Genomic DNA, 17,419 nt, shown 5'->3' with positions numbered 1-17,419 from the left:
CGCTCTCGTCCCGATATCGGCAGTTTTTGCTTGAACCCAGTTAGTTTCTGTTAAGCTACACGCCGCCCCTAGACTCTGCAACGCGCGAAATTCTGGTCTAGGGTTAACGCTTCGCGAGGCCGGCGCGTGCGGATCGGAAACGGGCGTCTGGAAAGCGCGCACGAAAAAGCCCGGCGCGAAGGCCGGGCTTAATGTCGTCCAGTGATGCGGTAGCGGCTTAGGCGGCCAGCGCCTTCACCCGGGCGGCCAGGCGCGAGACCTTCCGCGAGGCGTTGTTCTTATGGACGATGCCGTGCTGGGCAGCGCGCATCATCTCGGGCTCGGCGGCGCGCAGGGCGGCCAGCGCGTCCTGCTGGTTGCCGGTGGCGATCGCCTCCTCGACCTTGCGGACGAAGGTGCGCATGCGCGAGCGGCGCGAGCGGTTGATCGCCGTACGCTTGGCGATCTTGCGGGTCATTTTCTTGGCCGAAGCGGTGTTGGCCATGGAGTCCTCGTTCTCTTCGTCGGGCGATGCCGACGGGCCGGCTCAGCCGGAAATCGGTCGTCGCATCAGGTTGTCAGGCGATGGCCGAGACGCAGCGCGCGCGAAAGCGCGGCCCCTCGGCGAAGCGGCCTCTATAGTTAGCGCGATGCGGCGCGTCAACGCGGAACAGCCCGCAGCTGTCGGCGCGAGCCCAAATTCTTCGATCTTGACATTTTTCCTACGTTCTTGTTTTGTTCAGGCGGCCACGGAATGGGCGGTCTGGCAGGGCTTGGCCACGATGCGTGAAAAGTCTCAAGCGCACAGCGAGTCTATCGTCCTGCGCAACGTTCTCGCCGGTCTCGTACTGGAGACCAAGCTGATCCGCCTGCAGCGGCAGTTCCAAGCCAAAGGTTGGGAGACGCAGCCACGCGCCCCAGCAGGACAGCCAAACGGCGGCGAGTGGGTGCAGGGTCCCGGCGGTGGCCAGTGGGCCTCGCTCCACGAGGATAGACCCGGCGGACCGTCCCCACAGGATCCGCCCGCACTTACGGACAGCACGACGCTCGAGGATGGGACGCGCGTCCTCTCGATCCGAGTGCATGCTGGGCGAAAATCCTTCGATGAACAACACACCGTTACAGCGCCGGACGGCGAGAGCCGGATCTTCGAGACATCCGGCGCTACGCAAACAATCCTAGACGGTCAAACCGGCGATGGGCTGTCGCGGAGTACCTTCACGGCGACGGACTTCGTCTCGGAACCCCTCGTGCAGCCGGCTTTCCTGCCAGCTGTGCCGTTGGCGATCGAAGGCGCTCTTGCGGCGATTCAGTCAGCGCGAACGCTCGAACTCGCCCTATCGCTGCTGACGGTTCTGTCAGCGCGCAAGAACGGCTTCGGAGCAGTGCTGGGGCTAACTGCGCACGAATATGCGCTCGACGCGAGTTCTCAGGCGAACATGGCGATCTGGGTCGGACCAATCGGTCAGCAAGCTCTCGACGGTGCTTGCCCACGCAACGGCGAAGTTCGAGCCATGACCAATGAAGTCGCGAAAACGGTCAGGGCGTCGGGAAACTATCGGAACGCGACGGATTTCGGCAACAAAGTCCATATCGAAATCGCGAGACGGATGAATTTACAAGCGGATCAGGATTTCAAAGCCTAACTCCTACTTGACCCTTCTGGACATAAGCCGAATGCACGACGCCCTGGAAACGTCAGGCTCGACCTGCTGGAAAATGTCAGAGCCTCGCAGACCGTGTGCATCTACGACTACAAAACCGGCAACGGGGAGATTTCGATGGCCCGCGCTGCGCAGCTCGTTGCAGCCGCGGCAAAATCATATCCTGGCCTTCGACGAATCATCATGATTCAAGTGAGACCGGAATTATGAGCTCGGCTCCGCAGATCAAAAGATTAGCCGGCCCTTTGTTCGCCCGGCATAACAATCTGGTGATGGTCGCCGGAAACATCGTATGTTTCTGCCCAGTTACACACTGCACTCGGTATATTTACATCAATAATCGACCAAAGCGAGGTTACTTCACCGTCGAATGGCATGTCGACACCCTGTTCGAGCCTTCGGACTCTGCCTACATCGCCTTGGGCAGAACGTTCGGACTGCTTGGCCGGTCGCTGCGCTACCGGCCCAAGGGGCAGACCGGTCTCTTCGAGTGGGATGACCCGACCATGCCTGGCGATTTCGTCGATCAGGTTGAGGCCGAGATCATACCTCTGTTCGATAGCCTCGACACTTTGGAGAAGACGATCGCGTTCCTGCGACCACACCCGCAGAACCCCTTCGCAGATTATCCACCCTGGAAGACGCTCATGCATGTCGCCCTCGGCGAGATTTCGGCCGCACAGGTGACGTGGCGGCCCGTGATGCATCAATACGTGACCGGGACGGTCCTCCAGGACGCTCGGAGCCAACGCCAGTACGATCAGTGGTGCTTATTAACCGAACCGCTAATGGCTGACGATCGTGCGGCATTGGCGCGGTTGCTGCACGGCTGGGAGGCTTCCAACGTCATCGGCACGAAGCTTGAGTCTTATTGGCTTTCGACACCATTCCCACTTGAACTCGGCGCGTGAGGTATCGTCTGACGGGTTGAAGATCGCAGCATACAGTGCACGACAGCAAACGATCACTCCGGCCAGCGCAAAGCCGCCGCCGCCGCCAGCGTGCCGACCACGGCGGCGATCAGGGTCAGCGCCGCTAACACCGCCAGCGGCACCAGGAACGGCACCGTTCCGCCCGTCGCCGCCTGGGCGGCCGAGACGCCGAAGATCAGGCTCGGAATCATCAGCGGCAGGACCAGGACGGCGAGAATCAGCCCGCCCCGGCGAATCGAAGCGGTCAGCGCCGCCCCGACCGCGCCGATGAAGCTGAGCGCCGGGGTTCCGGCGAGCAGGGTCAGCGCCGTGGCGCCCATGGCGGTGCCGTCGAGGGCGACGAGCAGGCCGAACAGCGGTGAGGCGAGCGCCAGGGGCAACCCGGTGGTCAGCCAATGCGCCGTGACCTTGGCCAGCACGACGCCCTCGAGCGGCACCGGGGCGGCACTCATCAGGTCGAGGGAGCCGTCCTCCTCGTCGGCCTGGAACAGGCGGTCGAGGCCGATCAGGGTCGAGAGCACCGCGGCGAGCCAGAGGATCGCCGGGCCGATCCGCGACAGCAGGTTGAGGTCGGGCCCCAGCGCGAACGGCACCAGGGCGACGATCATCAGGAAGAACACCAGCGACAGGGCGCCGGAGCCGCCGACCCGTCCGGCCAGGCGCAGGTCGCGGGCGATGAGGGCGAAGATCGCACGGGTCACGCCCAATCCTCCATGGGCTCGGGCTCCGGGGCGACGGAGGCCTCGATGCGCAGCTCCGCCGCGCCGTCGAGGCCGAGCGCCTGATGGGTGGCGGCGATCACGAGGCCACCATCGGCCCGATGCGCGGCCATCAGGTCGGCCAGCAGGGCCTGCGAGGCGGTGTCGAGGGCGGCGGTCGGCTCGTCGAGGAGCCAGAGCGGTCGCTCGCAGACCAGCAGCCGCGCCAGAGCCACCCGCCGCCTCTGGCCGGCCGACAGATAGCCGACCGGGAGGTCGTGGGCGTGTCCGAGGCCGAGCCGCTCCAGCGCGCCCCGGGGCGGCAGGCGCGCCGCGCCGAGGAGCTTCTGCGCGAACAGCAGGTTCTCGCCGGCGGTGAGCGCGCTTTTGAGCCCGTCGCGATGGCCGACGACGTGGAGGCATTCCGGCAAGCTCGCCTCACCGACCTCGGCCAGGTCGATACGTCCGGCATCGGGCCGCAGCCGGCCCGACAGGATCGCGAGCAGGCTCGATTTCCCGGCGCCGTTCCGCCCGGTCACCGCCAGGGCATCCCCCGGCCCGAGGGCGAAGGTCAAGCCGGAGAAGATGCGGCGCCCGGAGCGGCGGCAGGCGAGATTGTCCACGCTGAGCCGCAACCCGATACCCCGCCCTTTCGCCAACGCTTGGCGCCTCCATGCCTGATTGCCACGCGCAACGGAACCGTGCCGTCACGCTCCATCTTTCCTCCCGATACGGAGGCTCCGATGAACGAGGCGAGACACCCGAGCGAGGCCGACATCGCCGCGACGGCGGATGCGGTCGCGGGAAGGGCCCTGGTCGAGGCACGGGTGGCGCAATGCACGCCCGAGGAGCAGGCGGCCTTCTGGGAGGCGGTTGGGCGCTGCTTCGGCGGCGGCGCTCCGCCCGACATGCAGGCCGCCGACTGATCAGGACCCCTTCCGCGTCAGGGCCCGCAGCGCGCCGCGGAAGGTGCGGACATCCTGCTCAGTCAGGCTCATGCGGTGGAGCATGTCGCGCATGTTGCGGGCGATGATGTCGCGCTTCTCCGGCGGGTAGAACCGGGCCTCGTCGAGGGCCGTCTCCAGGCTGCCGAACAGGGCCACCAGAGCCTCGCGCGTGGCCGGCGGCGACAGCAGCTCCCCCGAGAACGGCAGCACCGCCCGCCCGCTGGCCTGGCGCCACGCATAGCCCACCAGCAACACGGCCTGCGCCAGGTTCAACGACGGGAAATCCGGCGAGACCGGGAAGGTGATGATCGCGTCGGCGAGCGAGACTTCGTCGTTGGTCAGCCCGACCCGCTCGCGGCCGAACATCACCGCGGTGCGCTGCCCCTCCCGGGCGACCAGCTCGCCCATGGCGGCCTCGGGGGCGAAGACCCGCTTCATCTGACCGCGCTCGCGCGCCGTGGTCGCCAGAACGTATTGGAGGTCGCCGATCGCCTCGGCGACGCTGCCATGGATCGTCGCCCGATCGAGCACATGGGTGGCGCCCGAGGCCGCCTCGCGCACCCCCTTCTTGGGCCAGCCGTTCTTGGGATTGACGAGACGCAGCTCCGAGAGACCGAAATTCGCCATGGCCCGGGCGGTCATGCCGATATTCTCGGCCAGTTGCGGCTCGACCAGGATCACCACCGGGGCGAGTCCGGGCGGCAGTTCGGTGATCTTTGCCGGCGTCTCGCCGGATGCGTCTGGGGTCGTCATGCCGGCCCTCTGGCACAGGGGGCGACCGCCCGTCGAGGGTCGGGTGACGAAGCCGCCCGGATGACAGCCCGCGGCTTCCGCTGCCGAAAGGGCCGCGCTATGTCGCCCGAGCGATACGTACCCGATGGATATTCGGGCAGGCGGCCGCACGGCACTTGCAAACCGTGCGCGGGGACAACGCGAGAAGGCATCGGTCCATGGCGAAGATCAAGGTAGCGAACCCCGTCGTTGAACTCGACGGCGACGAGATGACCCGGATCATCTGGGCCGAGATCAAGAACAAGCTCATCCACCCCTATCTCGACGTCGACCTCGAATATTACGACCTCGGCGTGGAGCACCGCGACGCCACCAACGACAAGGTGACGGTCGATGCCGCCGAGGCGATCAAGCGCCACGGCGTCGGGGTGAAGTGCGCGACCATCACGCCCGATGAGCAGCGGGTGAAGGAGTTCAACCTCAAGGAGATGTGGCGCTCGCCGAACGGCACGATCCGCAACATCCTGGGCGGCGTGATCTTCCGCGAGCCGATCATCTGCAAGAACGTGCCGCGGCTCGTGCCCGGCTGGACCCAGCCATTCGTGATCGGCCGCCACGCCTACGGCGATCAGTACCGCGCCACCGACTTCAAGGTGCCCGGCAAGGGGCGCCTGACCATCAAGTTCGAGGGCGACGACGGCACCGTCATCGAGAAGGAGGTGTTCAAGTTCCCGGACGCCGGCGTCGCGATGTCGATGTACAACCTCGACCAGTCGATCATCGATTTCGCCCGGGCCTCGCTGAACTACGGCCTGGCCCGCAAATACCCGGTCTACCTGTCGACCAAGAACACCATCCTCAAGGCCTATGACGGCCGGTTCAAGGACCTGTTCCAGAAGGTCTACGAGGAGGAGTTCGAGGCCAAGTTCAAGCCGCTCGGGATCACCTACGAGCACCGCCTGATCGACGACATGGTCGCCTCCTGCCTGAAATGGTCGGGCGGCTACGTCTGGGCCTGCAAGAACTACGACGGCGACGTGCAGTCGGACACCGCCGCGCAGGGCTTCGGCTCGCTCGGCCTGATGACCTCGGTGCTGATGACCCCGGACGGCCAGACCGTCGAGGCCGAGGCCGCCCACGGCACCGTCACGCGCCATTACCGCGAGCACCAGAAGGGCCGCGAGACCTCGACCAACTCGATCGCCTCGATCTTCGCTTGGACCCGTGGCCTGTCGCACCGGGCCAAGCTCGACAACAACGAGGAACTGGCGAAGTTCTCGGCGACGCTCGAGAAGGTCTGCGTCGACACCGTCGAGGCCGGGCACATGACCAAGGACCTCGCGCTCCTGGTCGGTCCGGATCAGAAGTGGCTCTCGACCACGGGCTTCCTCGACAAGGTCGATCAGAACCTGAAGACCGCGATGGGCGTCTGAACGTCCCTACCCCGGTCGTGTTTGTGCGGCGGGCGCCTCGGGGCGCCCGCCGTTTTCATGTCGATTCATTCCTCGGCGGCGCTGCGGCCTACGAGGACGGCGATGACCTGACTGAAGGCCATGAGGCCAGCCGGGACCGCGCCCCAGGTTAGCGAGCCAGACGGCGATAACGGCGCCCCGGAGCGGCGTGAGCGGCACATGTCTGCTGGCGGCTCCGACGCCGATCAGGGCGATCGGCATCGGATGAAAATTGTTCATCGCGGCCCCGCCGACCGGGGCCGCGATGATTGCGGCGCACGATCAGGCTTCGGCGCGGTGATCCGGCGCGCAATTCTCGGCAAGCGCCTTGCCGACCTCGATCAGCAGCAGGTCGATCGCCGCCCGCATCAGCGGATCGCCGACCGAATCGATGAGGTCGCGCACCGAGAGGCACTGCGCCGCAAGGGCGTCCAGCGGGGCATCGTTCATGTCGGGGTTTCTCATCACGCGGCCAGGTAAGCCGGCTCGGATACGAGGACGGACCGGCTATCGCCGTGGACCGTGCGCAGCCGCGCCAGGGTGCGGTCGTCGAAGGCGGCGGTGGCCGCCATGATCTCCTCGCCGCCGATCTGGATCGGCAGGCCGAGCGGCTGGGCGCGGAAATGCAGCTGGATGACGTGGATCATGTACAGGGTCGGCATCTGCAACAGCAGCGCCGTGAGGCCGTGCTCCCTGCCCCACTCGACGATGCCGGTGAGCAGCGCGATCGAGACCGGGTTGACCACCCGACCGCGGGCGCGATGCGAGCGGGCGACGCCTTGGCGGGTCCATTCCCAGAGATGCGGCCCCACGGGGCGCTCGCCTTCGCAGAGCTGCGGATAGACATCGGACAGGAGATGCGGCCGCGTCGTCGGCAGGAGGCGGCTGTAGCCGATGACGGTGTCGCCCTCCATGGCAAGGAAATGCACCGCGTGCGGCGTGTCGAACTGGTCGATCTCCCGCCCGTCCGGCCGGGCGAGATCGGTCCAGCCCTTTTCCTCGACGAAGATCTGGTGCCGCAGGCGCCAAGCCTGCTCCATCGCGTCGCCGTAGCGATGCGCGTTGGCTGGGGTGACCACATGGATCATGAAACAACCTCACGTCTCTATGCCGTGAGTGTCCCGCCTTCGTGGTCGCGTGTGTACTACGTGAAACCGTAGGGTTGCGTGTAGCGCGCAGGCTCGATGCAACCGTGAATTTCCATCGCGGATCGCGGTTGGGCCGGCGGAGCGGCGCGAACTCTACGTTATGAGTCCGGCCCGCAGGGCCTGCGCAACGGTGTGCGCCTTGTTCACCGTGTCGAGCTTCGCGCGGGCCGAGCGCAGGTGGTAATCGACGCCGGACGCGGTGATGCCCATCACCACGCCGATCTCGGCGTCGGTCTTGCCCTCCGCGGCCCATTGCAGGGTCTCGCGTTCCCGGGGCGACAGGCGTACCGGCTCACCCGGCACCGGACGTGCGTTCATCAGCAGCAGCTGCCCGACCGCGTAGGTCGCAACCAGATTGACCGCGATGCGGTCGGCCGCCTCGATCTCGATTGCCGCTCCGGAGAAGCTGATACCGCCCGGCTCGCCATCGAGCGTCACGAACGGAATCGTGAGCCCGGCCCGGATTCCGAATTCGCCGGCCTCGTTCATCACGCGACCGGCCACCGGGGTGTCGGGCTGCACGGCACTCCAATCGAACGGGGAGGCGGTGGTGCAGAGCCGGCGAACGGTCGGGTCGTGCAGGGCGTAGCCGCGGGTCACGTAGCGCCGGGCCCATTCCTCGGGCATCGTGCTGGCGAGGACGTAGCCCGCATGGCGGCGCGTCGGCAGGTTCGGTTCCGGCACGATGCCGGCCATGACGTAGGAAATCCCGTGGCCCTTGAAGGCGCCGACCAGCAGGCCGGCGATCTCGTCCGGCGTCGCGGCGCGGTCAAGATCACGCAAGATATTGAACGTCCGGTCTAAATGTCTCGAATGCGGCATGCTCGACCCGGGGTTTTGCACGTTGCGCGACAAATCGCAGATCACCACAACCTGAGGATGGCATCTGCGGCGCTTCGGCGATAGGTTGTCGGCGAAATCTCCCCCCGTGGCGGAAATCTTTTCGGCCGCGATATGTGACACGGTCGGGTGCGAGCACCGAACCAATGATCGACGATGAAACGCCCCCAACCACGCGCTACCTGCTCGAGCGCATCGCCGAGACGCTGGACGTGCCGCCGTCCTACTTCTTCCGCGTCGACTCGGTCACGGTCGATCCGAACGGGCCGAGCGCGGCGCAATGCGAGGAGGCGGCGTCCCTGTTCCGGGCCATCAAGTCGCCGACCCGCCGCGGCGCGGTGCTGAAGCTGCTGCGGGAGATGGCGGCCGATTCGTGAGTAGGTGCGCCCGACCGAAGTCGGCTAACGGCTGAGCCGAGGATCGGCGTTGCCGGGACGTCGCGCGAAAGCTCAGGCCGAGACCAGCAGGGCGGCGCCGGCCACGCCCGAGAGAACGAGCCGCAACCGGCCGAGCCAGAGGGGCACGAGGCCGCGGCGGGGCAGGTCCTGGTCGATCAGGCCCCAGGCCAGAACCAGGGCGCCCAGGACGCGCAGATCCCACGGCGCGGGCGCGGCCATGGCGGCCCAGGCGACCAGGGACGGGACGATAGCGATCACGTAATCGCCGTTGCCGGAATTGCGGGCCGCCGCCGCGCCCCAGCGAATGCCGCCCAGAAACGACGCGATCACCGCCCCGTACGCCGACAGGATCGTCCGTGGCGAGAGGCCGATGCTGCTCAAGCCGCCATCGGTGCCCGAGACAGCCAGCGCCGCGAAGCCCAGGAACGGGATCAGGCCGGCCACGCCCAGCACGAGCGCGCTGATCGGGACCGAGTTCCGGTGCGCCATCCATTCTCCGAGCCGCCACACGAGCAACGGCTACGCCTTCTTCAACGCAGGCGGGTGCCGCCCGGGCCAAGCGTTCCCGCATCGGGGCTGAGCGGTCAAGCTGCGACCAGGGCGGCAAAAGAGAGCATCGTCCCGGGAGGCCGCGGACGGATCTTCGGGACGATGCTTCGGGTTTCGTGAACGCGCGACGCTAGGACTTGCGCGACGGCGCGGTGAAGGCCGTCGGGTTCGGCGTCGGCGCACCCAGCAGTGACATCGGCGCCGTGACGCCGTCCTTCGGTGCGGGCGGCTCGTTCACCGCCGCGTCGATCTTGCGCGGCTTGAAGGTCGCCGCCAGGCTCTTCGCGCTGGCGAGGTCGGCGGGGCTCAGCTTGTTGGCCACGTCGTCGCGCTTCTTGGCGGCGTCGTCGTCGCCCTGCGCCGCGGCGGCGGAGAACCACGCGTAGGATTGCACCAGATCCTGCGTCAGGCCGAGGCCGCGGGCGTAGAGCACCGCCAGATTGTACTGGCTGTCGCGGACGCCGAACTCGGCGCCCTGCCGGAACCACGAGGCCGCGGAGGCGAAATCCGGCTTGCCGTTGGCGGCGGGGTTCTCGGCGTAGAGCACCGCCAGGTTATGCATCGAGCGGGCATGGCCCTGCTCGGCCGCGCGCCCGTACCAGAGCTTGGCCTTGTCGAGGTCGCGGACGACCCCCGAGCCCTTCTCGTAATGGCCGGCGAGCTTGTACTGGGCGGGTGCGTAGCCGGCGACCGCCAGCTTCTCGAAGAGCTTTGCCGCCATAGCGAGGTCGCGCGGCATGCCGCGGCCATCCGCCTCGCGGGTCGCCAGATCCCAGATCGCCGTCCCGTCGCCGTCCAGAGCGGATTGCTTCACCTTGGCGAGGGCGGGCGGCAGGGCGCCGAGATCCGCCTGCATCGTGTTCATGCCCGAGACCTGGGGCACGGCTGCCTTGGCATTGGCCGGACGCGCCTCGGCGGGAGGCGGAGTCGGCAGGGCCTGCGTGGTCACCGGATCGGCGATGGCCGGCTTCGGCGCCGAGACCTCGGCGACCGCCTCCTGGCGCGGCTCCCGGGCCGGCTCGATGCGCGCCGGGGCGACTTGCGAGGTCTGGACCGGGCGGGGCGCTTCCTCGGGTGCGCGCAGGCTGATCGCCTGGAGCGCGCCGAGCGCCAGCACGATCGCCGCGAGCCCGAGCAGCAGCGGCCGGCGGCGGCGGTTGATCTCGGCGCGCAGGCGATCGAACCGGCTCTCGCCCGTCGTGGCCGCTTCCACCTCGTCCTTGCCGGCGCGCAGGTCCCTGCGATCGGCCGGGGCTTCCGCGGCGAGTTCCGCCTGGGCGGCCTGGGCGGCGCGGCGGGCCGCCGCGATGAAGCTGGTCTTGATATCGGTCTCGCCGGCCTCCGGAAGCGGGCGCGGGCGGGACGCCTCGCGGTTCGGACGGCGCACCGCGGTCTCGCGCGACACGCGCGGCTCACGGCCCGGACGTCCGCTGCCCGGCTCCAGCAGATCGTCGGTCAGGCGCGACGCCTCGGGCGCGGCGCCCCGGGCGATCTCCGGGCTCGTCGAGGCCATCAACCGCTCGTCGAGAGACGGCATGCGCGGGTTCGCGGCTTCGGCGGGGCCCAGCCGGTTGACCAGGCGCTCGAGGGCGGATTGCACGCCCTCCAGGGTGGCGCCGAGACGCTGGTCCGACGCGATCTGGCGCGCCTGCATGTCGGCGAGGCTCGCCCGCAGGAGCCCGATCTCCCCGAGATCGGCACTGGGGAGGGTGGATCCCTTCAGGGTCTGGGCGACGGCATTGCGCGCGGCGCGCTCCACGACAGCCTCGCTCGGCGCCGATTCGCGCAGGGCCGCGACCTGCTGCAGGAGGTCGTCCATGGTCCGTTCGAGCCCGGCCAGGGCCGGATCGCCGCCGCGGGGCGCATCGAGCCGCCCCGCCAGGGAGACGACCTGCTTCTCCAGCGCATCGAGGCCCTCGTGCTCCGAGCGGCTGCCGACCTGGTCGACCTTGTCGGCGAGGCTGCGCAGCATGGCGTGGATCGAGGCCATGTCATTCGACTGGGCCGAATCCGGCTCCCCGGCGCGATCGAACCTCTGGTCGCGCGTGTACAAACCATCGACCTTGTCGGCGAGCGTCTGGATCTGCTCGGCGATGGCGGTCGGCGCGCCGGTTCGCACGTCGCTGCGGATCTCCTCCAGAAGCGGGCGCAGGCTGGCATCGGTCCCGGTGCGCTGCAGCTGCGCGATCTGGGCGCTCACGGCCTGCAGGCTGTTCGCCAGGCCCTGGATGCGCTCCGGACCCGCCAGGGCCCCGATGAGGCGGCGGATCTCCTCGAGCTCGGCGAACAGGCCGGCCAGGGTATGGCCGTCCGACCCGGCCGGGCCGGACGCGGCGACGCTGTCGAGACGCTCGGCCAGGCGGCGGACGTCGTCGGCGACCCGGGTGTGGACGTTCTCGGCGACCTCCTCGGCCAGGCGCTCGACCTGCGCCCGGACCTGCTCGACCGGAGCCGCGATGGCAGCGAGATCGGTGCCCACCTGAGCCCGCTCGATGCCGTGGGCCAGCGTGGTGACCGCCTGCTCCAGGGCGCCGACATCCCGGCTGGTCGCCAGTTGGTTGATCGCCTCGCGCAGGCGGACGGTCTCGCGCTGCAGCTCGGAGACCGCGGCCGACGGGGCGGACATCTCCTCGACCCGCGCCTCCAGGCGGCGGGCGAGGTCCATGCGCATGCTCGCGACCACGCCGCCATCGGCCGGGCCGCCCGAGAGCGCGCGCGCACCGACGCCTTCCGACAGCTCGCGCTGGCGCTGGCGGATATCCTGGACGGCGTTGCGGATCTCGACCGCGTCCGGGCGTCCGCGGCGGGCGGAGGGACGCGCGGAGGCGAATTGCTCGCCGAGCTGCGACATCCGCCGCTCGATATCGCCGAGCCGCTCGGTCACCTGCTGGACCGGGTTCGCCTTCAGGGCGCGCTCGATCCGGGCCTCGATCTCGGCCAGACGCCGGGCCTCCGCCTCCTGGGCTAGGCGCCGCTCCTCGTCGAGCGTCCGGTTGAGGCCGTCGATGCGGCTCATCAGGGCGGCGAAGCCCTGGCTGTAAGAATCCGGTGCCGGGTCCGGGTGGGTCTCGGCATGCCGCTCGAACCGGGCGTCCTGATCCGCGGCAGCCTCGTGCTGGTCGATCTCGTGCCGGGAATCCAGGCGGGCGGCCTGCTCGGCCCTCTGCCGGCGGCGCTGCCGGCGGTTACCCTGGAGGCCCTGCTGCTGCGGCACCACCGAGGCGATCCAGGTCTCGAGCGGAACGCCGGCTCGCGCCGCCACGTCCCGGGCGGCGTCCAGCACCTCCGGGTCGAAACTGTCGAGCTGCGGCATGGCGTTGCGGGTCATCGATGGCCTGTCGTCGGCAGCGTTCGGCGTTGATCCTGTTCGCGGGACGGGACCGAGAGACGGTATCCACGGAACGCGGGTGCCGGATCGTTCGAGGGGACCTTTAACTTTCTTGGTAAACACACGGTTAAGGTGCGGTTGACCCAGTAATCTTCAGCGCCGGCGCGCGGAGGCGTGACACATCCCGCGGCCGCGACGGCAGAGCCGTTGCTCCCGGCGCGACGGCGCGCTTAGATGCTCGCAAACGGGCGGGCCGAACGTGGCATCAGCCTGAGCGAGGGGGAATCCCGTCATGCCGCACTACCGCGCCCCGGTCGACGACACGCTGTTCCTGCTCAACGATGTCCTGGGCTTCCATAACCGGGACAACCTCGCCGGCTTCGCCGACGCCTCCCCGGACGTGGTCGAGGCGGTCCTGCGCGAGGGCGCGAAGCTCGCCGAGGAAGTCCTCGCCCCGGTGAACCGGGCGGGCGATCTCGAAGGCTGCCGCCGCGAGCCCGACGGCAGCGTCCGGACGCCCACCGGCTTCAAGGCGGCCTACGACGCCTACGCGCAGGGCGGCTGGATGGGTCTCGCGGTCCCGGAAGCGTTCGGCGGCCAGGGCCTGCCGCACACCATCAACACGGCGATGCAGGAATTCGCGTCGGGGGCGAACCTCGCGCTCGGCATGTATCCGGGCCTGACCCAGGGCGCGATGGCCGCGCTCCTCGTCCACGGCACCGAGGAGCAGAAGGCGCTCTACCTGCCCAAGATGGTCGAGGGCGCCTGGACCGGCACGATGAACCTCACCGAGCCGCATTGCGGCACGGATCTCGGGCTCCTGAAGACCAAGGCGGTGCCGAACGGCGACGGCTCCTACAGCCTCACCGGGACCAAGATCTTCATCTCGGCCGGTGAGCACGACCTCGCCGAGAACATCGTCCACCTGGTCATCGCCCGGATCGAGGGCGCCCCGGCCGGCACGAAGGGCATCTCCCTGTTCGTGGTGCCGAAATTCCTGGTGAACCCGGACGGCTCGCTCGGCGCCCGCAACGGCGTGTCCTGCGGCTCCCTCGAGCACAAGATGGGCATCCACGGCAACGCCACCTGCGTGATGAATTACGACGGCGCCACAGGCTGGCTGGTCGGTCAGGAGAATCGCGGCCTCAACGCCATGTTCGTGATGATGAACGAGGCGCGGCTCGCGGTCGGCGTCCAGGGGCTGGGCCAGTCCGAGGTCGCCTACCAGAACGCCGTCGCCTACGCGAAGGAGCGGCTCCAGGGCCGGGCGCTGACCGGCGCCAAGGCCCCCGACAAGGCCGCCGACCCGATCCTGGTCCACCCGGATGTCCGCCGCACGCTGATGCAGATCCGGGCCTTCAACGAGTCCGCCCGAGCCCTGATGCTCTGGACCGCCCTGCAAGCCGACATCCTGCACCGGTCCGAGGATGCCAAGGAGCGCCAGACCGCCGACGACCATCTCGGCCTGCTCACCCCGGTGGTGAAGGGCGTGCTCACCGATCGCGGCTTCGCCAACGCGGTGGATGCGCAGCAGCTGTTCGGCGGCCACGGCTATATCGAGGAATGGGGCATGTCGCAGTTCGTGCGCGATGCCCGCATCGCCATGATCTACGAGGGCGCCAACGGCATCCAGGCCATGGACCTGATCGGGCGCAAGCTGCCCAAGGACGGCGGCCGCGCGATGATGACCTTCCTGGGCGAGGTCCAGACCTTCCTGAAGGACCACGGCGAGGATCCCGCGATGGCGCCGTTCACCCAGCCGCTCCAAGCAGGGTTGAACGATCTCCAAGGCGCCGTGATGTGGCTGATGCAGAACGCCTTCTCGAAGCCCGACAATGCCGGCGCCGGCGCCACGGACTTCATGCACCTCTTCGGCCTGGTCGCCCTCGGCTACATGTGGGCGCGGATCGCCAAGGCGGCCCAGGTCCGCAACGCCGAGTCGGCCTCGCCCCGCTGGGAGTCCAAGCTCACCACCGGCCGGTTCTTCATGGAGCGGATGCTGCCGGAGACCGGCCTGCGCCTCGCGCGGATCAAGGCCGGGGCGGAGAGCACGATGGCGCTGGCGGACGAGGCGTTCTAGCCCCGACCTGCGGTCCCTCCCCGACCCAACATCCTGAGACGCCCGCTCCGCGGGCGAACCTCAGGATGAGGCGACCCGATCGTATTGGCGCCTCAGGCGCTCAGCGCGCCGTCCAGATCCTCGATCAGGTCGGCCGGATCCTCGAGGCCGATCGACAGCCGCACCACCTCAGGGCCCGCGCCAGCGGCACTCTTCTGCGCGTCGGTGAGCTGGCGGTGCGTGGTCGAGGCCGGGTGAATCACCAGCGAGCGGGTATCGCCGATATTGGCCAGGTGCGAGAAGAGCTGGAGGTTCGACACCAGCTTGACCCCGGCCTCGTAGCCGCCCTTCAACCCGAAGGTGAAGACCGCGCCGGCACCGTTCGGCGTGTAGCGCTTGGCGAGTGCGTGGTAGCGGTCGGTCTCCAGCCCCGGATAGCTCACCCAGGCGACCGCCTCGTGCTGCGCCAGATGCTTGGCCACCACCAGGGCGTTGTCGGAATGGCGCTGCATCCGCAGCGGCAGGGTCTCGATCCCGTTGAGGATCAGGAAGGCGTTGAACGGCGACAGCGACGGACCGAGATCGCGCAGGCCGAGCACGCGGCACGCGATAGCGAAGCCAAAATTGCCGAAGGTCTCCGCGAGCACCATGCCGGAATATTCCGGCCGCGGCTGGCTCATCATCGGGTAGCGGGCATCGCCGGCCCACTGGAACGAGCCGCCGTCGACGATCAGGCCGCCGATCGAATTGCCGTGCCCTCCCAGGAACTTGGTGGCCGAGTGCACGACGATGTCGGCCCCATGCTCGAACGGCCGGATCAGGTACGGCGTCGCCATGGTGTTGTCGACGACCAGCGGGATGTTGTGCTTCTTGGCGACCTGGGACAGCGCCGCGATATCGGTGATGACCCCGCCCGGATTGGCGATGGACTCGCAGAAGATCGCCTTGGTCCGCGGCGTGATCGCCGCCTCGAACGAGGCCGGATCGTCGTTGTCGGCCCAGGCCACCGACCAGCCGAAGTTCTTGTACGAGTGGTTGAACTGGTTGATCGAGCCGCCATACAGCTTGTTCGAGGCGACGAACTCGTCCCCCGGCTGCATCAGCGCGTGCATGGTCAGGAACTCGGCGGCATGGCCCGAGGCCACGGCGAGCGCCGCGGTGCCGCCCTCCAGCGCCGCGATGCGCTCCTCCAGCACGGCGTTGGTCGGGTTGGTGATGCGGGTGTAGATGTTGCCGAAGGCCTGGAGCCCGAACAGCGAGGCGGCGTGGTCGACATCGTCGAACACGAAGCTCGTGGTCTGATAGATCGGCGTCGCCCGCGCACCGGTGGCTGCGTCGGGCGCGGCGCCGGCATGGATCGCAAGGGTGTTGAAGCCGGGCAGGCGGTCGGTCATCGTCTGGTCTCCTCGCACCGTCCCGCCTGTATGCCCGGCCCGGTGCGGCGCGCAAGGTTCCGACCGGCGCCCGGCCCGATTCGGCTACGCGTCGTGCGAGGCGCCGATATCGACGTGCGGCTGCCCGGCATCGACGAGGGCGCGGTCCACGGCCTCGATCGCCAGCAAGGTCCGGGTCAGGTCCTCGGCCATGGAGATCGGCGCGACGTCGATCCCGCCCAGGCGCTTGGCGATGGCGTTCCTCTGCCGCGCCAGGGCACCGCGTGCGCGTTTCAGGTCTTCGACCTCGTCGACGGTCATCCGCTATCCCTCTTTGAGGCCCGAGCCGTTCAGTCGCCCGGCGTCCAGTCGATGTTCGGCCGCTGCGCCAGCATCCGGTCGAAGTAGTTGGCGACCGCCTGGGCGCCATCCGTGTGCATCATCGCGACCGGATGCGCGAGGTAGGCGCGGGCGAGATCCATCGGAATCTGCCCGGACTGGAGGGCTTTCAGCACCTCGTCGATGAACGCGTCGTTGGCCTCGTTGAAATCGCTCGACAGCTTCTTGCGGTCGTTGAGCGCGTTGATCGGCATGCCGGGTCCTCTGTCGCGGGCGGGTGGGGAATGGTCATCAAGCCGGTGCGCGGCCGCGGAGATCCGTGCGGGGACGCGGGACTTTGTGGGCGGCCCTTGCCGCGCCGTCCTCACATCGGGCGGTCACGGCAAACGGATCTCCGCAAGAACCGGCCCGCCGATGCAACTCCTACGAGCGTGCGATTGCACACTTAAGTAACTGCGCCGCCACGTCGGTTGGAGCGGATTTCCGGCGTGACACGTTAATCCACCATGTCGAGTGATCTGATACCCGCCCACAGCGTCGAAGTCATTCCCTGCGCGAGCGATCCGCGGTGCTTCCGCTGGATCATCCGGGCCGGCGGAGGCGCGGTCGTCGAGCATTCACCATACGCGTTCGTGACGCAGAACGGCGCCCGAATCTCGGGGGAGTGCTGGATCCGCGAGCATTTCGCGGACGGCGTGCGCGGCTGAGCCGGGACCCGTCGCCGAAGCAACGCTGGATCCGGCGTCGCTTCGGCGGATTGCGTTCATCTCACGCGCGGATCCTGCGGCCGCCGAAAAACTGCCTCGCGAAGATCTCCGCAAGTCGCACGACGACGACGCAATCGGTCTCATAAGCAAAAACGCCCGTACGGGCGTTTTGCGAGATCCTGGTTGGGAAGGAAAACTGGAGCGGGCGAAGGGATTCGAACCCTCGACCCCAACCTTGGCAAGGTTGTGCTCTACCCCTGAGCTACACCCGCTCA

18 protein-coding genes and 1 tRNA gene are annotated in these 17,419 nt (G+C 68.2%); 6 read left to right on the top strand and 13 right to left on the bottom strand.

Annotation, left to right across the window (positions count from 1 at the left end):
• Window positions 1–217: 217 nt before the first annotated feature.
• Entirely contained in the window at window positions 218–484 is a 267-nt protein-coding gene (rpsT, locus tag WYO_RS09525) for a 30S ribosomal protein S20 (protein ID WP_007561677.1), read from the bottom strand.
• On the opposite strand from rpsT, the gene WYO_RS30825 reads away from it, so the two are divergent.
• A complete protein-coding gene (locus WYO_RS30825; protein ID WP_128754971.1) occupies window positions 483–1,625 on the top strand; it encodes a hypothetical protein in 1,143 nt (380 codons plus the stop codon). The two genes, rpsT and WYO_RS30825, sit on opposite strands and share 2 nt — an antisense overlap.
• Window positions 1,626–1,849: 224 nt before the next feature.
• Window positions 1,850–2,554 (top strand): hypothetical protein, encoded by a 705-nt coding sequence (locus tag WYO_RS09520; protein ID WP_007561673.1) that lies wholly within the window; start codon window positions 1,850–1,852, stop codon window positions 2,552–2,554.
• Between the two features lie 53 nt (window positions 2,555–2,607).
• Here WYO_RS09520 and ccmB read toward each other — a convergent pair whose 3' ends face one another.
• Window positions 2,608–3,276 (bottom strand): heme exporter protein CcmB, encoded by a 669-nt coding sequence (ccmB, locus tag WYO_RS09515; RefSeq protein WP_007561671.1) that lies wholly within the window; start codon window positions 3,274–3,276, stop codon window positions 2,608–2,610.
• Window positions 3,273–3,908, bottom strand: coding sequence for a heme ABC exporter ATP-binding protein CcmA (gene ccmA / locus WYO_RS09510; protein ID WP_039902564.1), 636 nt, complete (start codon window positions 3,906–3,908; stop codon window positions 3,273–3,275). Before ccmA ends, ccmB begins: the two co-directional genes overlap by 4 nt.
• 108 nt (window positions 3,909–4,016) lie before the next feature.
• Here ccmA and WYO_RS09505 point away from each other — a divergent pair, with 108 nt between their 5' ends.
• On the top strand, window positions 4,017–4,199 hold the full coding sequence (locus tag WYO_RS09505; protein WP_007561667.1) for a hypothetical protein: 183 nt from the start codon (window positions 4,017–4,019) through the stop codon (window positions 4,197–4,199).
• Here the strand turns inward: WYO_RS09505 and WYO_RS09500 are convergent, their stop codons facing one another.
• Complete coding sequence (locus tag WYO_RS09500; RefSeq protein WP_007561666.1) at window positions 4,200–4,973, bottom strand: RNA methyltransferase; 774 nt, start codon at window positions 4,971–4,973, stop codon at window positions 4,200–4,202. It abuts the gene before it with no gap.
• A gap of 197 nt (window positions 4,974–5,170) precedes the next feature.
• Here WYO_RS09500 and WYO_RS09495 point away from each other — a divergent pair, with 197 nt between their 5' ends.
• Window positions 5,171–6,385 carry an NADP-dependent isocitrate dehydrogenase gene (locus WYO_RS09495; protein ID WP_007561658.1) on the top strand — a complete coding sequence of 405 codons (1,215 nt, stop codon included), beginning with the start codon at window positions 5,171–5,173 and terminating at the stop codon, window positions 6,383–6,385.
• A gap of 300 nt (window positions 6,386–6,685) precedes the next feature.
• Here the strand turns inward: WYO_RS09495 and WYO_RS31505 are convergent, their stop codons facing one another.
• The 3 genes from WYO_RS31505 to WYO_RS09485 form a co-directional block, all read right to left on the bottom strand.
• Window positions 6,686–6,853: a hypothetical protein gene (locus WYO_RS31505; protein WP_163006204.1), complete on the bottom strand. Its 168-nt coding sequence runs from the start codon at window positions 6,851–6,853 to the stop codon at window positions 6,686–6,688.
• A 14-nt stretch (window positions 6,854–6,867) separates the two neighbouring features.
• A complete protein-coding gene (locus tag WYO_RS09490) occupies window positions 6,868–7,491 on the bottom strand; it encodes an acyl-homoserine-lactone synthase (protein ID WP_007561654.1) in 624 nt (207 codons plus the stop codon).
• Window positions 7,492–7,644: 153 nt separating this feature from the next.
• Entirely contained in the window at window positions 7,645–8,334 is a 690-nt protein-coding gene (locus WYO_RS09485; RefSeq protein WP_230366886.1) for an autoinducer binding domain-containing protein, read from the bottom strand.
• Window positions 8,335–8,537: 203 nt separating this feature from the next.
• Between WYO_RS09485 and WYO_RS09480 the strand changes: the two genes are divergently transcribed.
• Complete coding sequence (locus WYO_RS09480) at window positions 8,538–8,768, top strand: hypothetical protein (protein ID WP_007561650.1); 231 nt, start codon at window positions 8,538–8,540, stop codon at window positions 8,766–8,768.
• 72 nt (window positions 8,769–8,840) lie between these two features.
• Here WYO_RS09480 and WYO_RS09475 read toward each other — a convergent pair whose 3' ends face one another.
• Window positions 8,841–9,278 carry a DUF3429 domain-containing protein gene (locus WYO_RS09475; RefSeq protein ID WP_007561642.1) on the bottom strand — a complete coding sequence of 146 codons (438 nt, stop codon included), beginning with the start codon at window positions 9,276–9,278 and terminating at the stop codon, window positions 8,841–8,843.
• Window positions 9,279–9,468: 190 nt separating this feature from the next.
• Complete coding sequence (locus WYO_RS09470; protein WP_007561634.1) at window positions 9,469–12,666, bottom strand: tetratricopeptide repeat protein; 3,198 nt, start codon at window positions 12,664–12,666, stop codon at window positions 9,469–9,471.
• Window positions 12,667–12,958: 292 nt separating this feature from the next.
• Between WYO_RS09470 and WYO_RS09465 the strand changes: the two genes are divergently transcribed.
• Window positions 12,959–14,746 (top strand): acyl-CoA dehydrogenase C-terminal domain-containing protein, encoded by a 1,788-nt coding sequence (locus tag WYO_RS09465; RefSeq protein WP_007561632.1) that lies wholly within the window; start codon window positions 12,959–12,961, stop codon window positions 14,744–14,746.
• A 92-nt stretch (window positions 14,747–14,838) separates the two neighbouring features.
• Here WYO_RS09465 and WYO_RS09460 read toward each other — a convergent pair whose 3' ends face one another.
• The 4 genes from WYO_RS09460 to WYO_RS09440 form a co-directional block, all read right to left on the bottom strand.
• On the bottom strand, window positions 14,839–16,119 hold the full coding sequence (locus WYO_RS09460) for an O-acetylhomoserine aminocarboxypropyltransferase (RefSeq protein WP_007561631.1): 1,281 nt from the start codon (window positions 16,117–16,119) through the stop codon (window positions 14,839–14,841).
• A gap of 84 nt (window positions 16,120–16,203) precedes the next feature.
• Window positions 16,204–16,419, bottom strand: a complete 216-nt coding sequence (locus tag WYO_RS09455) for a hypothetical protein (RefSeq protein WP_007561630.1) — start codon at window positions 16,417–16,419, stop codon at window positions 16,204–16,206.
• Between the two features lie 29 nt (window positions 16,420–16,448).
• Window positions 16,449–16,691: a hypothetical protein gene (locus tag WYO_RS09450; protein ID WP_007561629.1), complete on the bottom strand. Its 243-nt coding sequence runs from the start codon at window positions 16,689–16,691 to the stop codon at window positions 16,449–16,451.
• A 650-nt stretch (window positions 16,692–17,341) separates the two neighbouring features.
• Window positions 17,342–17,416: transfer RNA gene (locus tag WYO_RS09440), tRNA-Gly, on the bottom strand.
• Window positions 17,417–17,419: the final 3 nt, after the last annotated feature.

This window comes from Methylobacterium sp. GXF4 (assembly GCF_000272495.1).
GTDB lineage: Bacteria > Pseudomonadota > Alphaproteobacteria > Rhizobiales > Beijerinckiaceae > Methylobacterium > Methylobacterium brachiatum.
This window is presented reverse-complemented; position numbering and strand designations above follow the sequence as displayed.

Bases quoted from the DNA above. Each gene is read 5' to 3' on its own strand.
- WYO_RS09460 (WP_007561631.1), bottom strand. From the start codon at position 16,119: ATGACCGACCGCCTGCCCGGCTTCAACACCCTTGCGATCCATGCCGGC.
- WYO_RS09505 (WP_007561667.1), top strand. From the start codon at position 4,017: ATGAACGAGGCGAGACACCCGAGCGAGGCCGACATCGCCGCGACGGCG.
- WYO_RS09500 (WP_007561666.1), bottom strand. From the start codon at position 4,973: ATGACGACCCCAGACGCATCCGGCGAGACGCCGGCAAAGATCACCGAA.
- WYO_RS09465 (WP_007561632.1), top strand. From the start codon at position 12,959: ATGCCGCACTACCGCGCCCCGGTCGACGACACGCTGTTCCTGCTCAAC.
- WYO_RS09490 (WP_007561654.1), bottom strand. From the start codon at position 7,491: ATGATCCATGTGGTCACCCCAGCCAACGCGCATCGCTACGGCGACGCG.
- WYO_RS09480 (WP_007561650.1), top strand. From the start codon at position 8,538: ATGATCGACGATGAAACGCCCCCAACCACGCGCTACCTGCTCGAGCGC.
- WYO_RS09455 (WP_007561630.1), bottom strand. From the start codon at position 16,419: ATGACCGTCGACGAGGTCGAAGACCTGAAACGCGCACGCGGTGCCCTG.
- WYO_RS09450 (WP_007561629.1), bottom strand. From the start codon at position 16,691: ATGCCGATCAACGCGCTCAACGACCGCAAGAAGCTGTCGAGCGATTTC.
- rpsT (WP_007561677.1), bottom strand. From the start codon at position 484: ATGGCCAACACCGCTTCGGCCAAGAAAATGACCCGCAAGATCGCCAAG.
- WYO_RS09520 (WP_007561673.1), top strand. From the start codon at position 1,850: ATGAGCTCGGCTCCGCAGATCAAAAGATTAGCCGGCCCTTTGTTCGCC.
- WYO_RS09470 (WP_007561634.1), bottom strand. From the start codon at position 12,666: ATGACCCGCAACGCCATGCCGCAGCTCGACAGTTTCGACCCGGAGGTG.
- WYO_RS09495 (WP_007561658.1), top strand. From the start codon at position 5,171: ATGGCGAAGATCAAGGTAGCGAACCCCGTCGTTGAACTCGACGGCGAC.
- WYO_RS09475 (WP_007561642.1), bottom strand. From the start codon at position 9,278: ATGGCGCACCGGAACTCGGTCCCGATCAGCGCGCTCGTGCTGGGCGTG.
- WYO_RS30825 (WP_128754971.1), top strand. From the start codon at position 483: ATGGAGTCCTCGTTCTCTTCGTCGGGCGATGCCGACGGGCCGGCTCAG.
- WYO_RS31505 (WP_163006204.1), bottom strand. From the start codon at position 6,853: ATGAACGATGCCCCGCTGGACGCCCTTGCGGCGCAGTGCCTCTCGGTG.